Raw genomic sequence first — 18,787 nt, forward strand, 5'->3', positions numbered from 1 at the left:
ATCCCATAGCAAATACGCACATTCGTTATGCCTACGAATGGCTTATTATTAAACGTCGTTACTCAGCTAAAAGAGTGGTCAATTCTTCCGCTGTCGACAGTTTTCCTTCGTCTTCAATATTTGGAAAAACAGCCACTGTGATTTTATCGGCGGCAAGACTGGGTAACCACTCAGTTTTAAACGTCTCAAGAGAAACCGCCACTGGCTCACAATCATCCCAGTCTTCAATCGCCCATTGGCTGGCAAACTCAGCATCAGGCCATACCATCACACAATCGCCATCGTCTGTTTCAACCATGACGAAGCCTTCTTCGTTGCTTAAACTCCAGACTTGCTGAGTGGCCTTAGCTTGTTCAATAAAATACCCTAAACGCTCACTGTCTGGTGACACCAACAATTGTACTCTTTGATCCATCGATAATTCTGTCATTGTGTTTTTCTCTTTATCGTTAAGTCTTTAAAAGTAAGCCACTTCATCGCTAGTTAAAGCTCGATATTCTCCCGCTGCAAGTGCTTCATCCAGTTGCAAAGGACCAATCTGATCACGATGCAGCTCTGCGACTCGATTCCCTACAGCCGCCAACATACGTTTCACTTGATGGTACTTACCTTCTTGGATGGTGAGATAGATCGCATCACTTGCGATACGCTCCACCTTAGCAGGCTTCGTTAACTGACTTTCACCATTTAACAGCACCCCATTTTCAAGTTGCTGTATCGCCTCATCCAAAATAGGAGCCGCCAAATGAACACGATATCGCTTGTCACAAACATGTCGAGGAGAAGTGATACGGTGCAACCATTGACCGTCGGTTGTCAGCAACAACAAGCCCGTTGTGTCTTTATCCAGTCGACCAACTATGTTTAATTGTTGACCAAGGTGGGGGGGCAGTAAATCCAATACAATCGGATGTTCAGGGTCCTGATTAGCACAAACGTAACCCGCTGGTTTGTTCAGCAAATAATAACCTTCTGATGGCCACGCCAGTAATTCGGAATCGAGACAAATTTGATCCGATTCTTGCACCGTATAATTGGCTTTTTTGACCACGTCACCATTGACGGTTACTCGGCCTTTCGCCGCCGCAATTTTAGCCGCTTTACGAGCGAGTTCAGTCACATGGGATAAATAAAAATCAAGTCTCAATGGTTGGCCTACGCTGATTAAGAAAATACTTCATGGGTGGTTTCAATTTCTTTATAAAAGAAAGTAGAGTTGTGCAACATGCCATTCGCACTGCGGCTATAACCAGGCACTTCCCCAAACGGAATGTACCCCATGTTGACATACATATCGTGAGCAATGTCATCACTTCGTACTTCAAGGATTAATAGTTGTCTTTGCATCGCAGCAGCAACTCGCTCGACACCTTGCATTAAGGTGCTACCTAAACCATTTTCACGAGCTTGAGTGTGTACCATAAGCTTCTCGACATCACATCGATGTAAAGCATTGGCCTTAGGCGACATGCCGATCTGCACGCTGCCAACCACTTTATCATCCTCTCGAACTAATAAGACTTGGCGAGCATTTTCTAGCAATTCATCATTTACAGACAACCAATAGGCTTTTGCCTCTGGTTCACTCATTGGTGGTAAAAAACCAATCGGTGCGCCGGCATCAACAGCATCAATGAGCAATTCAACAAGGTCATCTAGATAAGGATTAAGGTTATCTACTTTTAATAACTCCAAACGCTTATTTCCTCTGTTTTACATTTGGCGTAATCATACCCGAGAGGCCATATTTTAGGAAATTTTAAGTAAAAAATTCCGCGATTGAGTGGATAAATACACAAAAAAAGCGGCAAATGCCGCTTTTAAGATAGGTCATACTGTTTTATACATTGCCCATATATCGTCCTGGTTTATGATTCACCGCAATGATCATATTTAAGGCGATCGCGCCAACAAACGAAATGATGATCAAGCGATAATCGACGACAAAAATAGACGTCATCACTATGGTGCAATCAATCAGCATCTGAAACTTCCCCATGGAAATCCCATATTTTTCAGCCAAATAACGAGCAAGAATATTCACACCACCTAAGCTGGCATTATGACGAAACAACATGAGAAAACCCACTCCCATCAAAAAGCCCCCTGTCATGCTGGCATAAACAGGGTCAACCGCTTCAAACGATACCAACATAGGCGTGATATCTGAAAAAGCCGACACACAGAAAACCGCAAAAAAAGTCTTCAATGTAAAATTCCAACCAAAGTGCCAAACAGCCAACACATAAAATGGTAGATTAATTAGGAAGAACGCCTGACCAAAGGTTAATGACGTTGAATACTGAATCAAAAACGCCAAGCCTGCGGAGCCACCGGTTAACAGTCCGGCTTGAGTAAACAAACTCACTCCCAGCGCGATGATTAATGTTCCGATCACCATGGCTTGAATATCTTCTAAGCGGGTATGTTTTTGAACTTTTGGTAACTCTGTGGTGGACATACTTTTCCTTTGAGTATTTAACTTGATTCGTAATGGGCGGGATTTTAGAGAAAAAGAGCAACGAGACCAAGATAAGCAGAGTACACAAATTCTAGGGTTTTGAGGAAAGTGTCTACTTTTATAGACACTTTATTGAGGTTTCCTTTGAGAAGCGCAAATACGACCAATCACCTTCCCCATGACACGCCTTGGTGATACCCAACCAATCCGCTCAGACTGGAGACTTTTATTATTTTCACCACCAAGCCATAGCTGTCCATCCGGTGCAATATGCAATATTTTTTTAACGATATAACCATATAAAGCATGGTCAACCACAACGAGTTGGCCAATTTTGAGCTTACGATACCAACGACTAATAAAGACAAAATCGCCATCGTGAAGATTGGGCGCCATGCTTTCCCCTTGAACTTTAATAAAGCGCAACATCATCCCTCCTTCATCAATAGATAATACGGCTGAAACAAAACATCAGGAAAGGACGTTGACCTTTCCTGATGTTCATAAAAACCAATCTAACCCTTCAGATCAGGGTAGACAGTGTCCAACATAGGAGGATAAGGACAAGGTGCTCTGTAAGTTGTGACCCCCTTCGTTAACCAAAAGGCTTCAGCAAATTCATTCACTAATGACACCAGCTTTTCACCTTCTTCACGGTTGATGCCTTGCTTACATTTTGACGCTTGCAGCATAATGCTGTGCGTCAGATCATGCGCATTAGGCACTTGTTCGAATTGAGGTGCTTTGAAGTAATCTCCCCAAATAATACGAACGGCTTCTTTTACCTCTGTGCTCGCCGACTCTTTTTCACCTACTAAGCGGGCGATCTGAGCATAATCAGCAACCGTTAATGTCTCTTTGTCTTCGATTTCTTTAATTAAATCCATCAAGCGAACACAGCTTAAAGCCGCCAATAGAGCGGTTGAAGGATCGTAAATTTTGCATGGAATATCACAGTGAGCTTGAGCGGTTTTAAAACCAATCACCTTGTCTAACACTTTCACCATATTATGCATCATGGTTTTTATCCTCCTGCTTAGAACCTTTACGACGTAGTACTTGCTTATAAATTAAGCCGCCTACGATCACACTGGCAATGGCTAGCCAAGTTAACATATGAATCAACTCACTAGACCAATGAGCATGGTCGTGACCTGGGTGTGCTAATACCATTGAACTCATTAGAGCCAAACAGAGACTAGCAACGAGTGATGTAACAGCAGATTTCATATATTTATCCTTATCAATTTAAAGCGAATTTAATGGCGCACCATAGTGGCCTGACTGGTAACAACATTTGTAATAGAACGCATCAGCGCTTTACTTTGAGCCATAACATGTTTGCTATGACTCTGTGAGAACAACTCCCATTCAAAACGAATGTGAGTTGCTGTTCTCATAATCAAGCCACGTTGGTCTTCATCCATATCAGGACGCACAATGACTGCCTGTAAAAAGTTCACAGCGCTTTCGTATTGTGTGTTTGCGGAAAGGAAATCACCTAAAGCAGTATAAGACTCGGCGATATTGAGAAAACTGACTGCTGCTGCGGCAACAACAGACTCAGCATCTTGATGAAAATCATCATCAAAAGACTGCTCGACCTGCTGAAGCGCTTGTTGATTAAGCTCAATAGAGTCTGAGTAATCATGGTTTGAGTAAGCTTTATTGGCTTGTCTTGTTAAACGTTCCCAGTTTTGCATCGTTTCCTCCGCGACCAAGTAGGTCAATCATTAAGATCTAATGAGAATCATTATCGTAAACAAAACAGAATAAATCCAGTTATTTTGAGAATAAATCTCATTATTAATAATAGTTTTTTCGAAAATATGGAAAAGAGAGACACAAAAAAGGCCAGCTTATCGCTGACCTTCTTGATGACATTCAGAAATGGTTTATTGGTCTAGAAAACACTACCACTCGATACCGGGTTGCGCTTTTACGCCACCCGCAAACGCATGTCGTTCATTAGCAATCTTACTATGCGTATCTACGGTATCAAGAAGAATCCGCGGCGCTGTTCGCCCTGTCATCATCACATTCTGATGTGCTGGACGAGAGGCTAACGCATCGATTAAATCGTGTTCGTTTAAATAGCCATATTTATACATATAGGTGATTTCATCTAATAAAACAAAATCAATATTCTCATCAGCCAGCATAACCTTAGCCATAGACCAGGCCTGATTCGCTGCTTTTTGCTCCAGCTCAGGGTCACGGGTTTCCCAAGTAAAACCATGTCCCATTACATGAAACTCAACGCGTGGATGTTCACCGAAAAAGAGTTGTTCACCGGTAGCCTTACGACCTTTAATAAACTGAATCACACCACATTTTTGGCCATGACCTAATGCTCTCGCCATGGTGCCGAAGGCACTGGAACTTTTCCCCTTGCCATTGCCCGTTAACAAGATGGTCACACCACGCTCTTCTGTCGCAGCGGCAATACGCTGATCCACAACCGCTTTCTTTTTTAACAAACGCGCTTGCTGTTTTTCGGCTTCGGTTTGCGTTGCTGTATTTGCCATTAGCCTTGTCCTCTTTTATCTCTTAACGCTTTTTATAAAGTAACCAGCTTGGATAATATAAGTCTTTATGGATTGCAAAGACCCTCAGTATAAAGACTAATGCCACGGCGTAAATCGAGTTAAATTCATGTGAAGGTATGTTTTTTTCTAGTAGCACTAATAACAAGGCCCCCAAAAAAGCCGGTGTTGCATAAAACTCTCGACCTAATACTAAGGGCGGGCGATGACTCAGCACATCTCGAATAATGCCCCCTGCAATCCCCGTGATCACTCCCATAGTAATGGCTATCGTGGGCGGAAAACCTAGGTTCAATACTTTTTCCGTAGCGACCACGGTAAACAAGGCTAAACCAAAAGAATCGGCATAATGGAAAACACTCTGTCGATCCTCCATATAACGCACTGCGAAAAAAGCCGTCAAAGAAGATAAAAAAGCGACCCAAAGATAAGACGTATCACTAACCCAGTAAACATCCTCAACACCCAATACCGTGTCTCTAATCGTACCGCCACCTAGTGAGGTTACCATGCCAAGAAACACCACACTGAACAAATCCATGTCTTTTTTGCCTGATGAGATCACCCCAGTCACAGCAAAAGCCGCTATCCCAAACATACCTAATAGATATAACAACATTATATATTTTGTCTCTGTCGAACTAAGCTAACTTAGCGATTACTAAGTCATTTGATGATGAGTCGTTTATCATGATTCGTTTGCTTATTCAGGCGTATTGAGAAACCAATCCCCTGCCCCCAAACGCTTTAATGACACCCATTCGCCTTGTATGGAGAATTCACTCACACTGGTGAAATCAACATCGATACGAAAACATTTTGATAAAGGCCATTCACACAACAAGCTGACAAGCACTTTAATCACACCTGAATGCGCTACCAGCACACAAGTATCCATTGGCTCATCTTTCACACTAAGCCACCATTGCCACACTCGATCGGCTACAGCTTGCAAGGTTTCACCTTGAAATGGGTTTTCATTAACAATATCACTGGCCCACACATCCATCTCTTGTCGCGGAATATCAGACCAACATAGACCTTCCCAATGACCAAAATCCATCTCTCGTAAAGCATCCACAGGCTGAGACTGACCATCACTGATGTGGTTGGCCAACAAAGCCGCTCTGCTTAAAGGACTGTGGTAACAACGAGTCTTGTCATTGTCATACTCTAAATTCAGTGACGCTTTTAACGCCTGAGCATGAGTTTGCCACCCCTTCACCAACGGCACATCCATATCCCCATAACATAAACCTGCTTTCACATCCGGTTTGGGGTGTCGAACTAGAAGCAATTTCATGATGCACACACCAATAAAGCCGCAATCATAAAGATTTCGCCCAGTTGCTCGCTAGCGCCCAAGGTATCACCATTAAAGCCTTGAATCTTATGCTGCAAATATTGACGTATGGCCAATAAAAATAACGCAGCCAACACAGCAACGAGTGCAATTTCCAATAGACTCAAAGACAAAATGGCCAAAATCGCACAGGGCACCAAAGCCACAACCCATTCTTTCATGCCAAATCGGGCAATCATGCTTTTAGCTTTACTCTCACCTAATGTGACGTAATCCAGACAATGCATCAAAACAAGAGGAAAAACGCGCGCCAAAACATGAACAGCACACCAAGAAGTGATCAAATAGATTAAGCCTAGAAAAGAATTAGAAGCGGTATTTAATAGCTCGCTCAACAATAACCATTTCAAGGTTAAGGAAAACCAAATGGTCAGAGCGGCATAACTGCCTAAACGAGAGTCCTTCATAATGGTTAGGCGTTGCTCTTTATCCCAACCGCCGACCAAACCATCACAACTGTCCATCAAGCCATCTTCATGAAAGCCCCCCGTTAAAAGCACAGCCGTCAGTAACATGAACAGCGCCTGTAACGAGGTTGACCAATCAAACCATAATGGCCAAGTACTCAAAATAGCGATGACGATACCCACCCATGGCAAAAAACTCACTGCCGGAAGGTGTTCAATATCATCACGCCAATCGACTCGTAATGGAATGCGTGTGTATGTTGCTAAACTGCGTTTAAAGCCTTGCCAATAAGCGCTGGTTAATACGTTTTTCATACTATTCTCATACCCCTTAATCAACCCACCAAGCCATCAATTAATATTAGGCTTGATCACTTACGCCGGCACTTTCGAAACTGGCCATTTGTGCCATAAAAACACAGGCACTTTGAATTAAAGGGTAAGACAAAATCGCACCAGAACCTTCCCCTAAACGCAAATCTAAGGACAAAATTGGCTCCGCGTTAAGAAACTCAAGCAAACGTTGATGCGCCTGTTCATTTGATTGATGAGCAAAAATAGCGTATTCCTTCACCAAGGGCGATACTTTATGAGCAAACAACAAAGCCACAGAACAAATAAAACCATCAACGACAAAGGCGGTCTGCTGCTTTGCTGCCTGTAGCATAGCCCCGGCCATTGCCAATATTTCAAAACCGCCAACTTGCTCAGCAAGGGTTTGTGAGCTCCAGTCAGCCATACGCTGACCCGTTTCTTGTTCCGCTCGTAACAAAGACTGCTGGATAATGTTTGCCTTGTGAGACACGCCATGGTCATCCAAACCAGTCCCTCGGCCCGCCGTCACAGTGGCGTCATCACCTAATAAAGCCGACATCATGCAAGATGAAACACAGGTATTACCAATGCCCATTTCACCAAACATCAAGAGCTGGCTGCCTTCTGCTATGGCCTGATCCACTTCGTCTACCCCAGCCTGCAGCGCCTTAGTGACTTGCTCAGAAGTCATGGCTGCCGTTTGGCTAAAATCTTGGGAGGCATAGGCTACTTTGTGCTTGGTTAACAATGGATGATCATCCAAATCCACTTTCACACCGACATCAACAACTCGCAATGGCACATTATGCTGCTGACAGAATACGCTCACCGCCGCGCCTCCCATCAAAAAGTTCATCACCATTTGTGGTGTCACTTCTTGTGGAAATAAGCTAATACCTTGATCGACCACTCCATGGTCCGCCGCAAACACAATCATCTTGGCACGACTGACATCAGGTGTTGTCTTGCCTTGAATTCGCCCCAATTGAAAAGCAAGTTTTTCAAGGGATCCTAACGATCCAGGTGGCTTAGTTTTGGTGTCAATTTTATGCTGTAGATCCACGTCAAAAGCCGACGAAGGAGCTTGAATTTGAAACGACGATAACAAGGCTTACTCCTTAACGCTTAGCTTTCACAGCACGCTGTCGAACCACTTCATACAAGCAAACACCTGTTGCGACGGAAACATTCAAACTGGATACCACGCCAGCCATAGGGAGCTTAACGAGATAATCACACTGTTCACGAGTTAAGCGGCGCATACCTTCCCCTTCTGCGCCCATCACAATGGCCGTCGGAATGGTTAAGTCCTGCTCATAAATGGTACCTGTCGCTTCGCCTGCTGTACCGAAAATCCAAATACCTTGGTCTTGCAGTTTTTTCATCGTACGAGCCAGGTTCGTCACCGCATATACAGGCATACTTTCCGCCGCACCACAGGCCACTTTACTGACAGTGGCATTGAGCGGCGCGGAGTTATCTTTTGGCATAATGACGGCGTGAGCGCCAGCGGCGTCGGCACTTCGTAAACAAGCACCAAGGTTATGAGGGTCAGTCACACCATCCAAAATAATGACCAGTGGCGTTTCATCCAATCCCTCAACATAAGCGTGTAAATCGGCTTCGCTGCCTGCTTTGGTCATAGTGGTATAGGCGACAACCCCTTGATGTACGACTCGTTCTTTGGTTTTGCTAAAAAGCTGATCTAAGTCGCGACGTGGCACCAAGCTGTAACGAACCTTGTTCGTTTTACATAACTTCATTAACCGCTGTGTTTTCTTGTCGTCACGGCCTTCTTGAAAACGCACTTCTTTAATACGATCAGCTTGTTGTGACAACGCATTTTCTACGGCATGAATACCGTATATCCATTCTAAATCGGACATGTTTTATTTCATTCTCTCTATATCGGCATTTAATCGACTATTGGTTAGTCTCTAGATCGTGGTTTCGCATTGCTTTTTTTCGCTTTGCTGACCTTTTTCGCTTTTTTAGGCTTCTTCGCACTATTTGACGACGTTTTTGTCTTAGCCGCAGCTTGAGCCGTTTTCTTTTGCCTAATGCGTTTGCCCTTGGAAGGGACGCGACGCTTTTTACTCTTCGGTTTATCTGACGCTGTGTCTTTCGCGCCTTCTTTTTTATTTCCAGTTCCGTCTTCCGAAGTGGTTTTTGCCTTTGGTTTAGAGCGACCACCTAATTCAATCGGAGGCAGTTGCGCCAATTGCATTTCCAATTCGGTCAGGTCATCACGCTCGACCTTCTTACGAGGACGTGAAGCCGACTCATCTAATGTCAGATCAATCTTACGCTGCTCTAAATTAACACTTGCAACTCGAACTTTCAGACGATCACCAAGACGAAACACCCGACCAGTTCGCTCACCAATAATGGCTTGATGCTCAATATCATGAACAAAGTAATCCTGACCTAAACCAGAAATGTGAACCAAACCATCGACAAACAACCCTTGTAACTCGACAAACAAGCCAAAAGACGTCACCGCCGTAACCACACCATCAAAAGCATCGCCTAGATGTTGCTCAACGTATTGGCATTTAAGCCAAGCTTCAACGTCGCGAGTGGCTTCGTCAGCACGTCGCTCTGTCAAAGAACAAGAATCGCCTAAGCCATCCATATCGGCATGGTCATAACCGTAGATTTTCTTCTCTTTTAATAGAGGACTGCCAGCCACTCGATGAGCTTGAGTCACATTCGGTCGGCCTTCGCCACGAATCAAATAACGAATCGCCCGATGAACCAGCAAATCAGGATAACGTCGAATCGGCGAAGTAAAATGGGTATAAGCTTCATAATTCAAACCAAAATGGCCCATGTTATCGGCTTGATAAACCGCTTGCGACATAGAACGTAACATCATGGTTTGAATGCTTCGTGCATCCGCTCGGTCTTTAATTTGCTCTGCCACCATAGCGTAATCCGCAGGAGTCGGTTTTAGACCACCAGTGAGCTCTAAACCAAGCAATCCAAGATAGCTGCGCAAAGTCAGTAGTCGATCTTCTTTTGGTCCTTCATGAACACGGAACAAGGCCGGTAAATCCGCTTTAATCAATAACTCTGCCGCTGCCACATTCGCACATAACATGCACTCTTCAATTAACTTATGGGCGTCATTTCGTTCGACCGGCACTATGTGTTCAATCTTCGAATGTTCATCAAACACCATACGGGTTTCAACGGTATCAAACTCCATCGCTCCTCGTTCTTCACGAGCCAGTTTTAGCACTTGATATAAACCGTTGAGATCATCAATATGAGAGACGATACTTTGATAGCGATCACGCAAAGCCAGACCTTCATCTTCTGGTTCTGCCGCAATCATTTTAGACACTTTAGTGTATGTTAGACGGGCATGGGAACGAATCAAACCTTCATAGAATTTAAAGCCACGCATCTTGCCTTTTGTGGTCAGAGAAATCTCAGCCACCATGGCAAGTCGATCGACATCTGGGTTCAATGAACACAAACCGTTGGAAAGCACTTCCGGTAGCATTGGAATCACTCGGCCAGGGAAGTAAACTGAATTACCTCGCACAATGGCCTCTTCGTCTAATGCGGTGTCTTTTTTAACATAATGAGACACATCTGCGATGGCGACAAACAGCTTCCAACCACCTGGTGTTTTTTCACAATATACCGCGTCATCAAAGTCACGGGCATCTTCGCCGTCAATGGTGACAAAAGGTGTCTCGCGTAAATCCACTCGATGGGCTTTGTCTTCTTCCGCGACTTCAGGGGTAAAGTGTTTAACTTGTTGCTCAACAGCCGCAGGCCACTCGTTAGGAATTTCATAACGATGCATAGCCACTTCAATTTCAACACCCGGCGCCATGAAGTCACCCAGTACTTTCTTCACAATGCCTTTTGCTGATTGACCTCGATCGGCATAAGAAAGGATCTCAACCAACACATATTGACCATGTTTAGGCGCCAGTCCGGAATCTTTACCAATCAGAATGTCTTGTGCGATTCTTGGATTTTCAGGCGTCACAAAAGCCGTCTGGCTCTCTTCATAGTAACGTCCGACTAACTGGGTATGCTTTCGTTCCAATACTTCAACGATAACACCATCTAAACGGCCTTTTACACTGCGACCAGACAAGCGAACTTTAGCTTTATCACCGTCCATTACGTTCATCATCTGACGAGCGGACAAAAAGATGTCGTCATCGCTGGCACGCAATAAGAAGCCATGACCTTCTTTATTGCCTTGTACGTACCCTTCGATGAAGTCACTTTCTAAAAGAGGCTTATATTCATTATTGGCATTACTGGATAGCTGACTGTCGCGACACATGGCAATTAAACGACGACGCAATGCTTCTATCTCATCTTCTCCTTTAAGAGAAAATAAGTCGCACAGTTGTGGGTGACTTAAAGCGGTATTTTGTGTTGCAAGAAATTCTAAGATGTATTCACGACTAGGCACCGGATTATCGTATTTTGATGCTTCGCGCTGCGAGTGTGGATCGTTAATTTTTTTACTCAATGTATGTTTATCCTTGGTTTTTTTAGTAAGACATCCTGTTATAAATCACCAATATGAACATCTTACGATTGAGAATGTGGTTTTGGCTTTGGCAACGTGCCCTTTATAAGCCCACATAAGTTATCTCATTATAGAGTATTCTCAGGGAATACTCTCTATAAAAGCCTTGTTCTCTCTATTATCTGCACACTGTGGAAAGGTTATTTTGTAATTCGACAACAAAACGTAAAAGAAAGCCTTATTTTATCGAACAATAACTCTGTTTTTGCTGGGTCAAAATAGTCATAAATAAAAAATATGACTTTTTTCTGTTTAATTATTCAGCAAAATCGATGAATAGATCGAATAATTCGATCTATTTCGACTCTAATTTCATTGACGATGACGCTCTAAATTCATTTCGGCCATCACTTTGGTGGAAATTTCTTCCACCGACAGGGTCGTAGAGTTTAAGAAGGGGATGCGCTCCTGACGATACAAAGACTCTACTTCCTCAATTTCATAGCGACATTGCCTGAAAGAAGCGTATTTACTTTGCGCCATACGACCAGTACGAATTTCATGCAACCTCTGCGGATCAATAGTCAGCCCAAACAGCTTTTTCTTGTGAAGTTTTAATACTTTAGGTAAGCCAGCAGAGGAAAAGTCGTCTTCCGTTATCGGGTAGTTTGCCGCTCTAATTCCGTACTGCATGGCCAGATATAAACTCGTCGGCGTTTTGCCCGAACGAGAAACACCAAGCAAAATGATATCCGCTTGATCGAAATTTTTGATGGATGCCCCATCATCATTCGCCAAAGCATAGTTAATCGCGTCTATCCGACCATCATAAACCCCCGCTTTCATACCATGGGCTTTTTGTGCCGAAGGTTGAGCTTTGACCCCTAAGGCCTGCTCAATGGGCGACAACATATCACCAAACACATTGTAACAATGGCACTGACAAGACTGCACTATGTCACTGATAGCTTGGTCTGAAATGGTATAAAAAACCAATACCGATGCCCCCTGCTCAACCTCTAAATCAATTTGTTGTTTTAGACCATTAGCTTGGTCCTTAGTGCTCAAAAAAGGCACACTTTTGGTCAATATGTCGACATCAAAAAAAGACAACATAGCAGAACCAAACACTTCGGCGGTAATCGCCGTTCCATCGGAAACAAAATACACTTTCATGTCATTTTTACTCATTTTGTTGTTATCTAACGACATCCGTTTTTTCGATTGAAATAAAACTACATCGAATAATCGATTTTATTCAACGCATCCCAGCTACATACAATGGACCCAGAGTTAAGGCTTTGACAAGCCCTAGAATGACCTTGTCAGCAGACACTCTTACTCGGCGGGTAGCTCTTTACATTGTGCCCGCAAATGATTTTTATTGATTCGATAATAAAAACACTCAACCATCGGAGTCTCTTGTGAGCAAATTTATTAAGTGGTTTAAAGATCTTCGTTTAGAAGATGTCGGTCAAGTAGGCGGGAAAAATGCCTCCTTGGGAGAAATGATTTCTAACCTGACAGACCTTGGTATCCAAGTACCAAATGGTTTCGCAACCACTGCTTATGCCTATCAAAGCTTTTTGGTTGAGACGGGGTTAGAAGACAAAATCCACCAGACTTTAGACAGTTTGGATGTAGATGATGTGCATGCTCTTGCCGAGACTGGCGTCAAAATTCGCCAGTGGATTGAAGACGCGTCTTTCTCTGACGAGTTCAACCAAGAAATTGAACACGCTTTTGCGGTTTTGTGTGAAGACAATGCCGAAGGTACTTCCTTTGCCGTTCGTTCTTCTGCCACTGCGGAAGATTTGCCTGATGCGTCCTTTGCAGGTCAACAGGAAACCTACCTTAATGTGATAGGTTTAGCGGACATTAAAGCGTCAATCAAACGCGTTTTCGCCTCTTTATTTAATGATCGTGCGATTTCATACCGCGTACACCAAGGCTTTGAACATCAAGGCGTTGCTTTATCTGCTGGCATTCAAAAAATGGTCCGCAGTGACATTGGCGCATCTGGTGTCTTATTTACCTTGGATACTGAATCCGGCTTCGATGAAGTGGTCTTCATTACCGCCGCATACGGTTTAGGTGAAATGGTGGTACAAGGTACCGTTAACCCTGATGAATACTATGTTCACAAACCCACCCTCGAATCCAACCGTCCAGCCGTTGTACGTAAAAGTCTTGGTAGCAAAGCACAAAAAATGGAGTACGCAGAGGCAGGTAGCGACGAGTTTGTTAAGGTTGTTCCTGTTGCTCTCGACGATCAAAACCGCTTTGCTTTGAGCAATGACGAAATAGAAGATTTGGCACGACAAGCTTGTATTATCGAAAAACATTACCAGCGCCCGATGGACATAGAATGGGCCAAAGATGGCATAGATGGAAAACTCTACATAGTGCAAGCTCGACCTGAAACGGTTCGTAGCCAAAGCAGTGCTCAGAGCATGGAACGTTACAGCTTAAAAGAAACCTCTCAGATCATGATTACAGGTCGTGCCATTGGTCACAAAATTGGTACAGGGGCGGTAAAAGTACTGTCATCCATTACTGAGATGGATCGCATCCAACCTGGTGATGTTCTTGTCACTGACATCACAGACCCAGATTGGGAACCCATCATGAAGCGTGCCTCGGCGATTGTCACCAATCGTGGTGGTCGAACCTGTCACGCGGCCATTATTGCACGTGAATTAGGCATTCCAGCCGTAGTCGGTTGTGGCGATGCAACAGAAGTCTTGAAAAATGACCAGCAAGTAACCGTTTCTTGTGCGCAAGGCGATATGGGCTTTGTTTATCAGGGAGCATTGCAGTTCGATGTGATTACTTCTGAAGTGGGCAACATGCCAGACTTACCCGTCAAAGTCATGATGAACGTTGGTAATCCAAATCGCGCTTTTGACTTCGCGATGCTACCAAATGCCGGCATTGGTTTGGCACGTCTCGAATTCATTATCAACCGTATGATTGGCATTCACCCAAAAGCCTTACTGAATTACGCAGATATGGACGCTGCTTTAAAAGAAGAGATCGATCATCGTATCGCTGGTTACCAAGGTCCAGTCGAGTTTTATGTCGACAAACTAGTAGAAGGCGTAGCAACTCTGGCGTGCTCTTTTTCTCAGAAACCCGTCATTGTTCGTCTTTCTGACTTTAAATCCAATGAGTATCACAATCTCGTTGGAGGACCATTGTTCGAACCAGATGAAGAAAATCCAATGCTAGGTTTCCGTGGTGCAGCTCGCTACATTGACGACTCATTCCGTGATTGTTTTGCCATGGAATGTGAAGCCATTCGTCGAGTTCGTAACGACATGGGGCTGACCAATGTACAGATTATGATTCCATTTGTACGTACGTTAGAAGAAGCTCAGCAAGTCACAGAATTGCTTGCGGAACAAGGCTTGGCTCGCGGTGAAAACGGCCTCAAAGTCATCATGATGTGTGAACTACCGTCTAACGCACTTTTAGCTGAGGAGTTCCTACAGTACTTCGATGGCTTCTCTATTGGTTCCAATGATTTAACACAACTGACTCTCGGGCTCGATCGAGATTCAGGCTTGATTGCCGACAAGTTCGATGAACGTAACCCAGCAGTGAAAAAACTCTTAAAAATGGCCATTTCCGCTTGTCGTGAACAAGGAAAGTACGTAGGGATTTGTGGTCAAGGGCCATCAGACCATGCGGATTTTGCTGACTGGTTGGTCGCTCAAGGTATCGAAAGTGTTTCTCTTAACCCGGATACCGTCGTCGAGACTTGGTTGCACTTAAATGAAGTCATTGAAAATGCGTCGTTAAATAAAGACGCCGTGTAATTTATACCTGCCACCTCATTAACAGAGTAGATGGCAGGCACCAACTGCATCTTGGTAGGTTTTCCTATTAAGTCAGAATGCCGTTTAATCGCGGTTAGTGACCTTATTGTTGTCACACTCTCGTTTAAGCCCTGCATTGCAGGGCTTTTTTTATACTCAAAAATGCATCAAACAAAGTCATTTTGAGTGCTCTGAATAGCTCGCTGCTGTGGTTGTGACACACTAATTGAAAGGTAAAAATTGCTCCACATCCTCTAGGTTCACGGAGGTTACACTGCTAAATCGCCACGTTGGTGACTTATCTTTATCTACCAATAAGGCTCTCACACCTTCTGCAAAATCTCCTTTATGGCACAAAGCGGTGATTAGGTTTAATTCTGAGTCAAACACCTGATGCAAACTTGACTGCCGGTGTACTTCCAACTGACGAAGAATGATATGAGCCGATAACGCGCTACCGGAAAGAAAGCTTTGCTTGGCTTTTTTCAACCAAGCCGTCTCAGGTTTCCATTGCCTAATTTTCTGATCTATTTCCTCGATGGAACCTACCATTAACGGTGCTATTTCGCTGGTATGTTCTTTCACATGATTATCTACATGATTCAAGCTACTTAGCCGTTGAGACAAGGGTGAGATGAGTTGCTTAAGACTTACTAACGATCGTTCCTTATCCCGACCATCCCAATGCACCTTATCCAGACTCTCCAACAACGCTTTTTTTGACTCTTGTGAGACTAGAACATTGGCCATCCCTAACGCCATTGCGTCCGAACAACTCAAATGACATCCAGTCAAAGCGATAAAGCGAGCCCAAGTAACATCTATTTGATTAAGAAAATAACTTGCTCCAACATCAGGAAATAAGCCAATGGTGATCTCAGGCATAGCCAAGCGACTCGTCTCTGTCACTACTCGGACATCCGCAGCCATAAATAAGCCCATGCCGCCGCCCATCACGATACCCTGCCCCCAACAAATCACAGGCTTGGGGTAAGTATGTAAGCAGAAATCTAACGCATATTCTTTTTTAAAATAGTCCTCTACGACGGCTGGATCTGGTCTCTCTGCTGCGACAACAGATTCATAGACCTCCACCACATTCCCTCCAGCACAAAATGCCCGCTCCCCTTCGCCTTCTAACCACACCGCCACAATGGCTTCATCATCTTTCCAGACCTGTAATTGCTGGGACATCAATTCAACCATTTGCAAACTCAACGCATTCAAAGAAGCAGGCTTATTAAGTCGAATGATGCCTAATTTATGCGAATCTTTCAGTGCCTTTTCAAAAACACGAACTGGGGCATCTGCGCTTTTATTTGTGAGTTGAATTTCGTGCATTATATGGCCTCATCATTTTTATTATTAAGATAAGAAGCAGCTTAACAATTCATCAAGGTCGCTTCTATGAATATCTAAAAAACCAATTCCCTATCTCAAATAGCAATTATTCAATAATGAATCAGTTTAGTAACCTACTGAAATCCAACTCATGGATAAGACAAGAAAATAATAACAAGGAGTAATACCATGCCTACATCCCTTAGCCATTTAACCTTTGCGACAATAGTCTGTTTGCTATTTAGCTCTGTTCTTCATGCCACTGGACAAGATCCAAACCGAGACGAACGATTTCAAACCAAATTTGTATATGAATCCCGTGTCACAATAGACCAAAACCGTCCCATTGTTGGTAACAGTAAGTACGGTAACCGTGGCATCGTGTGGATTACTGGAGGCGAGTTTGAAGGCCCTCGATTAAATGGCACAGTCATTCCAGGCGGTGGAGATTGGCAACTAACTCGCCCAGACGGAAGCAAAGAGCTAGATGCCAGATATGCATTAAAAACGGACGATGGTTACGTTATTTATGTTCATAACAAGGTGCTTACCGTACCTCGACCAACCGACGCTAATCCTCGTAATCGATATGCTAAAAGCGTGCTGAGTTTTGAGGCTCCAATTGATAGTCCTTATGAATGGATGAATCAAGCTGTATTCTTAGGCACTTTAGAACGAGCCAAAGATTACGCCACCAATCCAGCTGTCATTATTCGAGTTTGGGAGCTACTTTAACACCATAGAGCGCCATGTCTTAAATATGGCGCTCACCTTTCCCGATGTATTCTATATAGTGTTTTTAAATCAACTCACTTCATGACTAAGCGACGATGCTTTAAAGCGAACCAAGCTCATACCTGCCAATACCACAAACCCTAAAATAATCCAGGAACCGATAATAACACCAGTCCATCCACTGTATTGCCAGAAAGGGTCCAGATAAAAGCCCCCCAGACTTGCTCCCAAATAATAGAACACGAGATACAAGGAGGAAGCACTGGCTTTAGCATGCTTAGCATGACGACTAACAAAACTACTGGCCGTTGAATGACATAAGAAGAAACCAAAACTGTTAATCAATAAACCGATCAAAATCATCCAAATGGAACTTCCCAGCGTCACCAAAGACCCAAACATGAAAATACAGGTCCCCAGCACTAATATATTGGCCTGAGCATAGCGTTTCGCTAACTTACCTGAAATAGCAGAACCTAGAGTGCCAGATAAATAGGTCAAGAAGAGTAAACCAACAAATTTAGGCGACAAGTGATAAGGCTCAGCTTCCAACACAAAGGTAACGTAGCTGTATTGATTGATAAAAATAAAAAAGCTAAAACCGCCAATCAGGTAACAGGTTAACAACCGACGATTATGCAAATGACTTTTGATATTCTGCCAAATAAGGCCCACACGCAGTGGTTTCGATTCAAAATGTTGTGAAGAAGGTAAAAGAAAATAAAAAGCCAATAAACAAACCAGACTGATGACCGCCATCACCGAAAACGTAGCAGAATAACCAAGCCATTCACCCGTAAAACCTCCTATTAGGCGACCACCAATTCCCCCTAAGGTATTACCACTGATGTACAACCCGACTGCCACCATCAAAGCATCCGGCGTATATTCGTCTCCTAAATACGCTACCGCAATGGCCGGCAACCCTGCCAAGAAAAAGCCTTGCAACGCTCGCAGTGCAAGCAGTTGTTCATATTGCTGAACCTGAGACAAACACGCTGTCGTTAAGGTAATCCCCACCATGGTAAAAACCATGATGCCTTTTCGCCCCAAGGCGTCAGAAATAGGCCCATAAAATAACAGTGAGATGCCCAAGGTCAATGTTGTAATGGTGAAACTGGCGCTGGCTTGCAAAGGGCTAATTGAAAACGTTTTTGCAATCATGGGTAATAAAGGCTGAGTAACGTACACATTGGCAAAAATCATAAAAGAGCCAATCACCAACGCCAGCGTACCTCGCCAGAATAAACGACTACCAACTTCAATCACACTCACCTCACCTTAATCTAAG

Annotated in this window: 20 protein-coding genes; 2 read left to right on the forward strand and 18 right to left on the reverse strand. The window is 43.7% G+C overall.

What is annotated here, in order from left to right; translation table 11 throughout:
• Positions 1 to 58: 58 nt before the first annotated feature.
• From DFP76_RS07685 to ppsR, 16 genes are all read right to left on the reverse strand, one after another.
• Positions 59 to 430, reverse strand: a complete 372-nt coding sequence (locus DFP76_RS07685; RefSeq protein ID WP_113874056.1) for a DUF2750 domain-containing protein — start codon at positions 428 to 430, stop codon at positions 59 to 61.
• A 27-nt stretch (positions 431 to 457) separates the two neighbouring features.
• Entirely contained in the window at positions 458 to 1,147 is a 690-nt protein-coding gene (locus DFP76_RS07690) for a pseudouridine synthase (RefSeq protein ID WP_113874057.1), read from the reverse strand.
• 17 nt (positions 1,148 to 1,164) lie between these two features.
• The gene (locus DFP76_RS07695) at positions 1,165 to 1,695 is read right to left on the reverse strand and encodes a GNAT family N-acetyltransferase (protein WP_113874058.1); all 531 of its coding nucleotides are present in this window, start codon (positions 1,693 to 1,695) and stop codon (positions 1,165 to 1,167) included.
• Positions 1,696 to 1,840: 145 nt separating this feature from the next.
• Positions 1,841 to 2,461, reverse strand: coding sequence for a YitT family protein (locus DFP76_RS07700; protein ID WP_113874059.1), 621 nt, complete (start codon positions 2,459 to 2,461; stop codon positions 1,841 to 1,843).
• Positions 2,462 to 2,590: 129 nt separating this feature from the next.
• On the reverse strand, positions 2,591 to 2,893 hold the full coding sequence (locus tag DFP76_RS07705; RefSeq protein ID WP_281269730.1) for a S24/S26 family peptidase: 303 nt from the start codon (positions 2,891 to 2,893) through the stop codon (positions 2,591 to 2,593).
• A gap of 83 nt (positions 2,894 to 2,976) precedes the next feature.
• Complete coding sequence (gene sodN, locus DFP76_RS07710) at positions 2,977 to 3,480, reverse strand: superoxide dismutase, Ni (RefSeq protein ID WP_113874061.1); 504 nt, start codon at positions 3,478 to 3,480, stop codon at positions 2,977 to 2,979.
• Positions 3,470 to 3,691 carry a hypothetical protein gene (locus DFP76_RS07715; RefSeq protein WP_113874062.1) on the reverse strand — a complete coding sequence of 74 codons (222 nt, stop codon included), beginning with the start codon at positions 3,689 to 3,691 and terminating at the stop codon, positions 3,470 to 3,472. The genes sodN and DFP76_RS07715 overlap by 11 nt, the downstream gene beginning before the upstream one ends.
• Before the next feature lie 29 nt (positions 3,692 to 3,720).
• The gene (locus DFP76_RS07720) at positions 3,721 to 4,164 is read right to left on the reverse strand and encodes a tetratricopeptide repeat protein (RefSeq protein WP_013796931.1); all 444 of its coding nucleotides are present in this window, start codon (positions 4,162 to 4,164) and stop codon (positions 3,721 to 3,723) included.
• 210 nt (positions 4,165 to 4,374) lie between these two features.
• A complete protein-coding gene (gene cobO, locus DFP76_RS07725) occupies positions 4,375 to 4,989 on the reverse strand; it encodes a cob(I)yrinic acid a,c-diamide adenosyltransferase (RefSeq protein WP_113874063.1) in 615 nt (204 codons plus the stop codon).
• A 22-nt stretch (positions 4,990 to 5,011) separates the two neighbouring features.
• Positions 5,012 to 5,626: a trimeric intracellular cation channel family protein gene (locus tag DFP76_RS07730; protein ID WP_113874064.1), complete on the reverse strand. Its 615-nt coding sequence runs from the start codon at positions 5,624 to 5,626 to the stop codon at positions 5,012 to 5,014.
• 84 nt (positions 5,627 to 5,710) lie between these two features.
• The gene (locus DFP76_RS07735) at positions 5,711 to 6,310 is read right to left on the reverse strand and encodes a histidine phosphatase family protein (protein ID WP_113874065.1); all 600 of its coding nucleotides are present in this window, start codon (positions 6,308 to 6,310) and stop codon (positions 5,711 to 5,713) included.
• Positions 6,307 to 7,092 (reverse strand): adenosylcobinamide-GDP ribazoletransferase, encoded by a 786-nt coding sequence (gene cobS / locus DFP76_RS07740; protein WP_113874066.1) that lies wholly within the window; start codon positions 7,090 to 7,092, stop codon positions 6,307 to 6,309. Before cobS ends, DFP76_RS07735 begins: the two co-directional genes overlap by 4 nt.
• Positions 7,093 to 7,138: 46 nt before the next feature.
• A complete protein-coding gene (cobT, locus tag DFP76_RS07745) occupies positions 7,139 to 8,200 on the reverse strand; it encodes a nicotinate-nucleotide--dimethylbenzimidazole phosphoribosyltransferase (RefSeq protein ID WP_113874067.1) in 1,062 nt (353 codons plus the stop codon).
• Between the two features lie 10 nt (positions 8,201 to 8,210).
• A complete protein-coding gene (gene rlmB, locus DFP76_RS07750) occupies positions 8,211 to 8,978 on the reverse strand; it encodes a 23S rRNA (guanosine(2251)-2'-O)-methyltransferase RlmB (protein WP_113874068.1) in 768 nt (255 codons plus the stop codon).
• A gap of 44 nt (positions 8,979 to 9,022) precedes the next feature.
• Positions 9,023 to 11,599, reverse strand: coding sequence for a ribonuclease R (gene rnr, locus DFP76_RS07755; RefSeq protein WP_113874069.1), 2,577 nt, complete (start codon positions 11,597 to 11,599; stop codon positions 9,023 to 9,025).
• 372 nt (positions 11,600 to 11,971) lie between these two features.
• On the reverse strand, positions 11,972 to 12,790 hold the full coding sequence (ppsR, locus tag DFP76_RS07760; RefSeq protein WP_281269731.1) for a posphoenolpyruvate synthetase regulatory kinase/phosphorylase PpsR: 819 nt from the start codon (positions 12,788 to 12,790) through the stop codon (positions 11,972 to 11,974).
• A 233-nt stretch (positions 12,791 to 13,023) separates the two neighbouring features.
• On the opposite strand from ppsR, the gene ppsA reads away from it, so the two are divergent.
• Positions 13,024 to 15,420, forward strand: coding sequence for a phosphoenolpyruvate synthase (gene ppsA, locus DFP76_RS07765; RefSeq protein WP_113874070.1), 2,397 nt, complete (start codon positions 13,024 to 13,026; stop codon positions 15,418 to 15,420).
• 222 nt (positions 15,421 to 15,642) lie between these two features.
• On the opposite strand, the gene DFP76_RS07770 is transcribed toward ppsA, so the two are convergent.
• Positions 15,643 to 16,761: an enoyl-CoA hydratase/isomerase family protein gene (locus DFP76_RS07770; RefSeq protein WP_113874071.1), complete on the reverse strand. Its 1,119-nt coding sequence runs from the start codon at positions 16,759 to 16,761 to the stop codon at positions 15,643 to 15,645.
• Positions 16,762 to 16,950: 189 nt separating this feature from the next.
• Here DFP76_RS07770 and DFP76_RS07775 point away from each other — a divergent pair, with 189 nt between their 5' ends.
• Positions 16,951 to 17,496, forward strand: coding sequence for a DUF3237 domain-containing protein (locus DFP76_RS07775; RefSeq protein ID WP_113874072.1), 546 nt, complete (start codon positions 16,951 to 16,953; stop codon positions 17,494 to 17,496).
• A gap of 69 nt (positions 17,497 to 17,565) precedes the next feature.
• Here the strand turns inward: DFP76_RS07775 and DFP76_RS07780 are convergent, their stop codons facing one another.
• Complete coding sequence (locus DFP76_RS07780; protein WP_113874073.1) at positions 17,566 to 18,765, reverse strand: MFS transporter; 1,200 nt, start codon at positions 18,763 to 18,765, stop codon at positions 17,566 to 17,568.
• Between the last annotated feature and the right edge of the window lie 22 nt (positions 18,766 to 18,787).

The organism is Marinomonas aquiplantarum, assembly GCF_003314975.1.
Lineage (GTDB): Bacteria > Pseudomonadota > Gammaproteobacteria > Pseudomonadales > Marinomonadaceae > Marinomonas > Marinomonas aquiplantarum.

What these genes read in the sequence shown, in the direction of transcription:
- DFP76_RS07720 (WP_013796931.1), bottom strand. Translation starts at nt 4,164, where the DNA reads ATGCAAAACTGGGAACGTTTAACAAGACAAGCCAATAAAGCTTACTCA.
- DFP76_RS07685 (WP_113874056.1), bottom strand. Translation starts at nt 430, where the DNA reads ATGACAGAATTATCGATGGATCAAAGAGTACAATTGTTGGTGTCACCA.
- DFP76_RS07730 (WP_113874064.1), bottom strand. Translation starts at nt 5,626, where the DNA reads ATGTTGTTATATCTATTAGGTATGTTTGGGATAGCGGCTTTTGCTGTG.
- DFP76_RS07705 (WP_281269730.1), bottom strand. Translation starts at nt 2,893, where the DNA reads ATGATGTTGCGCTTTATTAAAGTTCAAGGGGAAAGCATGGCGCCCAAT.
- DFP76_RS07775 (WP_113874072.1), top strand. Translation starts at nt 16,951, where the DNA reads ATGCCTACATCCCTTAGCCATTTAACCTTTGCGACAATAGTCTGTTTG.
- cobS (WP_113874066.1), bottom strand. Translation starts at nt 7,092, where the DNA reads ATGAAAAACGTATTAACCAGCGCTTATTGGCAAGGCTTTAAACGCAGT.
- DFP76_RS07770 (WP_113874071.1), bottom strand. Translation starts at nt 16,761, where the DNA reads ATGCACGAAATTCAACTCACAAATAAAAGCGCAGATGCCCCAGTTCGT.
- rlmB (WP_113874068.1), bottom strand. Translation starts at nt 8,978, where the DNA reads ATGTCCGATTTAGAATGGATATACGGTATTCATGCCGTAGAAAATGCG.
- sodN (WP_113874061.1), bottom strand. Translation starts at nt 3,480, where the DNA reads ATGATGCATAATATGGTGAAAGTGTTAGACAAGGTGATTGGTTTTAAA.
- cobO (WP_113874063.1), bottom strand. Translation starts at nt 4,989, where the DNA reads ATGGCAAATACAGCAACGCAAACCGAAGCCGAAAAACAGCAAGCGCGT.
- DFP76_RS07715 (WP_113874062.1), bottom strand. Translation starts at nt 3,691, where the DNA reads ATGAAATCTGCTGTTACATCACTCGTTGCTAGTCTCTGTTTGGCTCTA.
- DFP76_RS07700 (WP_113874059.1), bottom strand. Translation starts at nt 2,461, where the DNA reads ATGTCCACCACAGAGTTACCAAAAGTTCAAAAACATACCCGCTTAGAA.
- DFP76_RS07735 (WP_113874065.1), bottom strand. Translation starts at nt 6,310, where the DNA reads ATGAAATTGCTTCTAGTTCGACACCCCAAACCGGATGTGAAAGCAGGT.
- ppsR (WP_281269731.1), bottom strand. Translation starts at nt 12,790, where the DNA reads ATGAGTAAAAATGACATGAAAGTGTATTTTGTTTCCGATGGAACGGCG.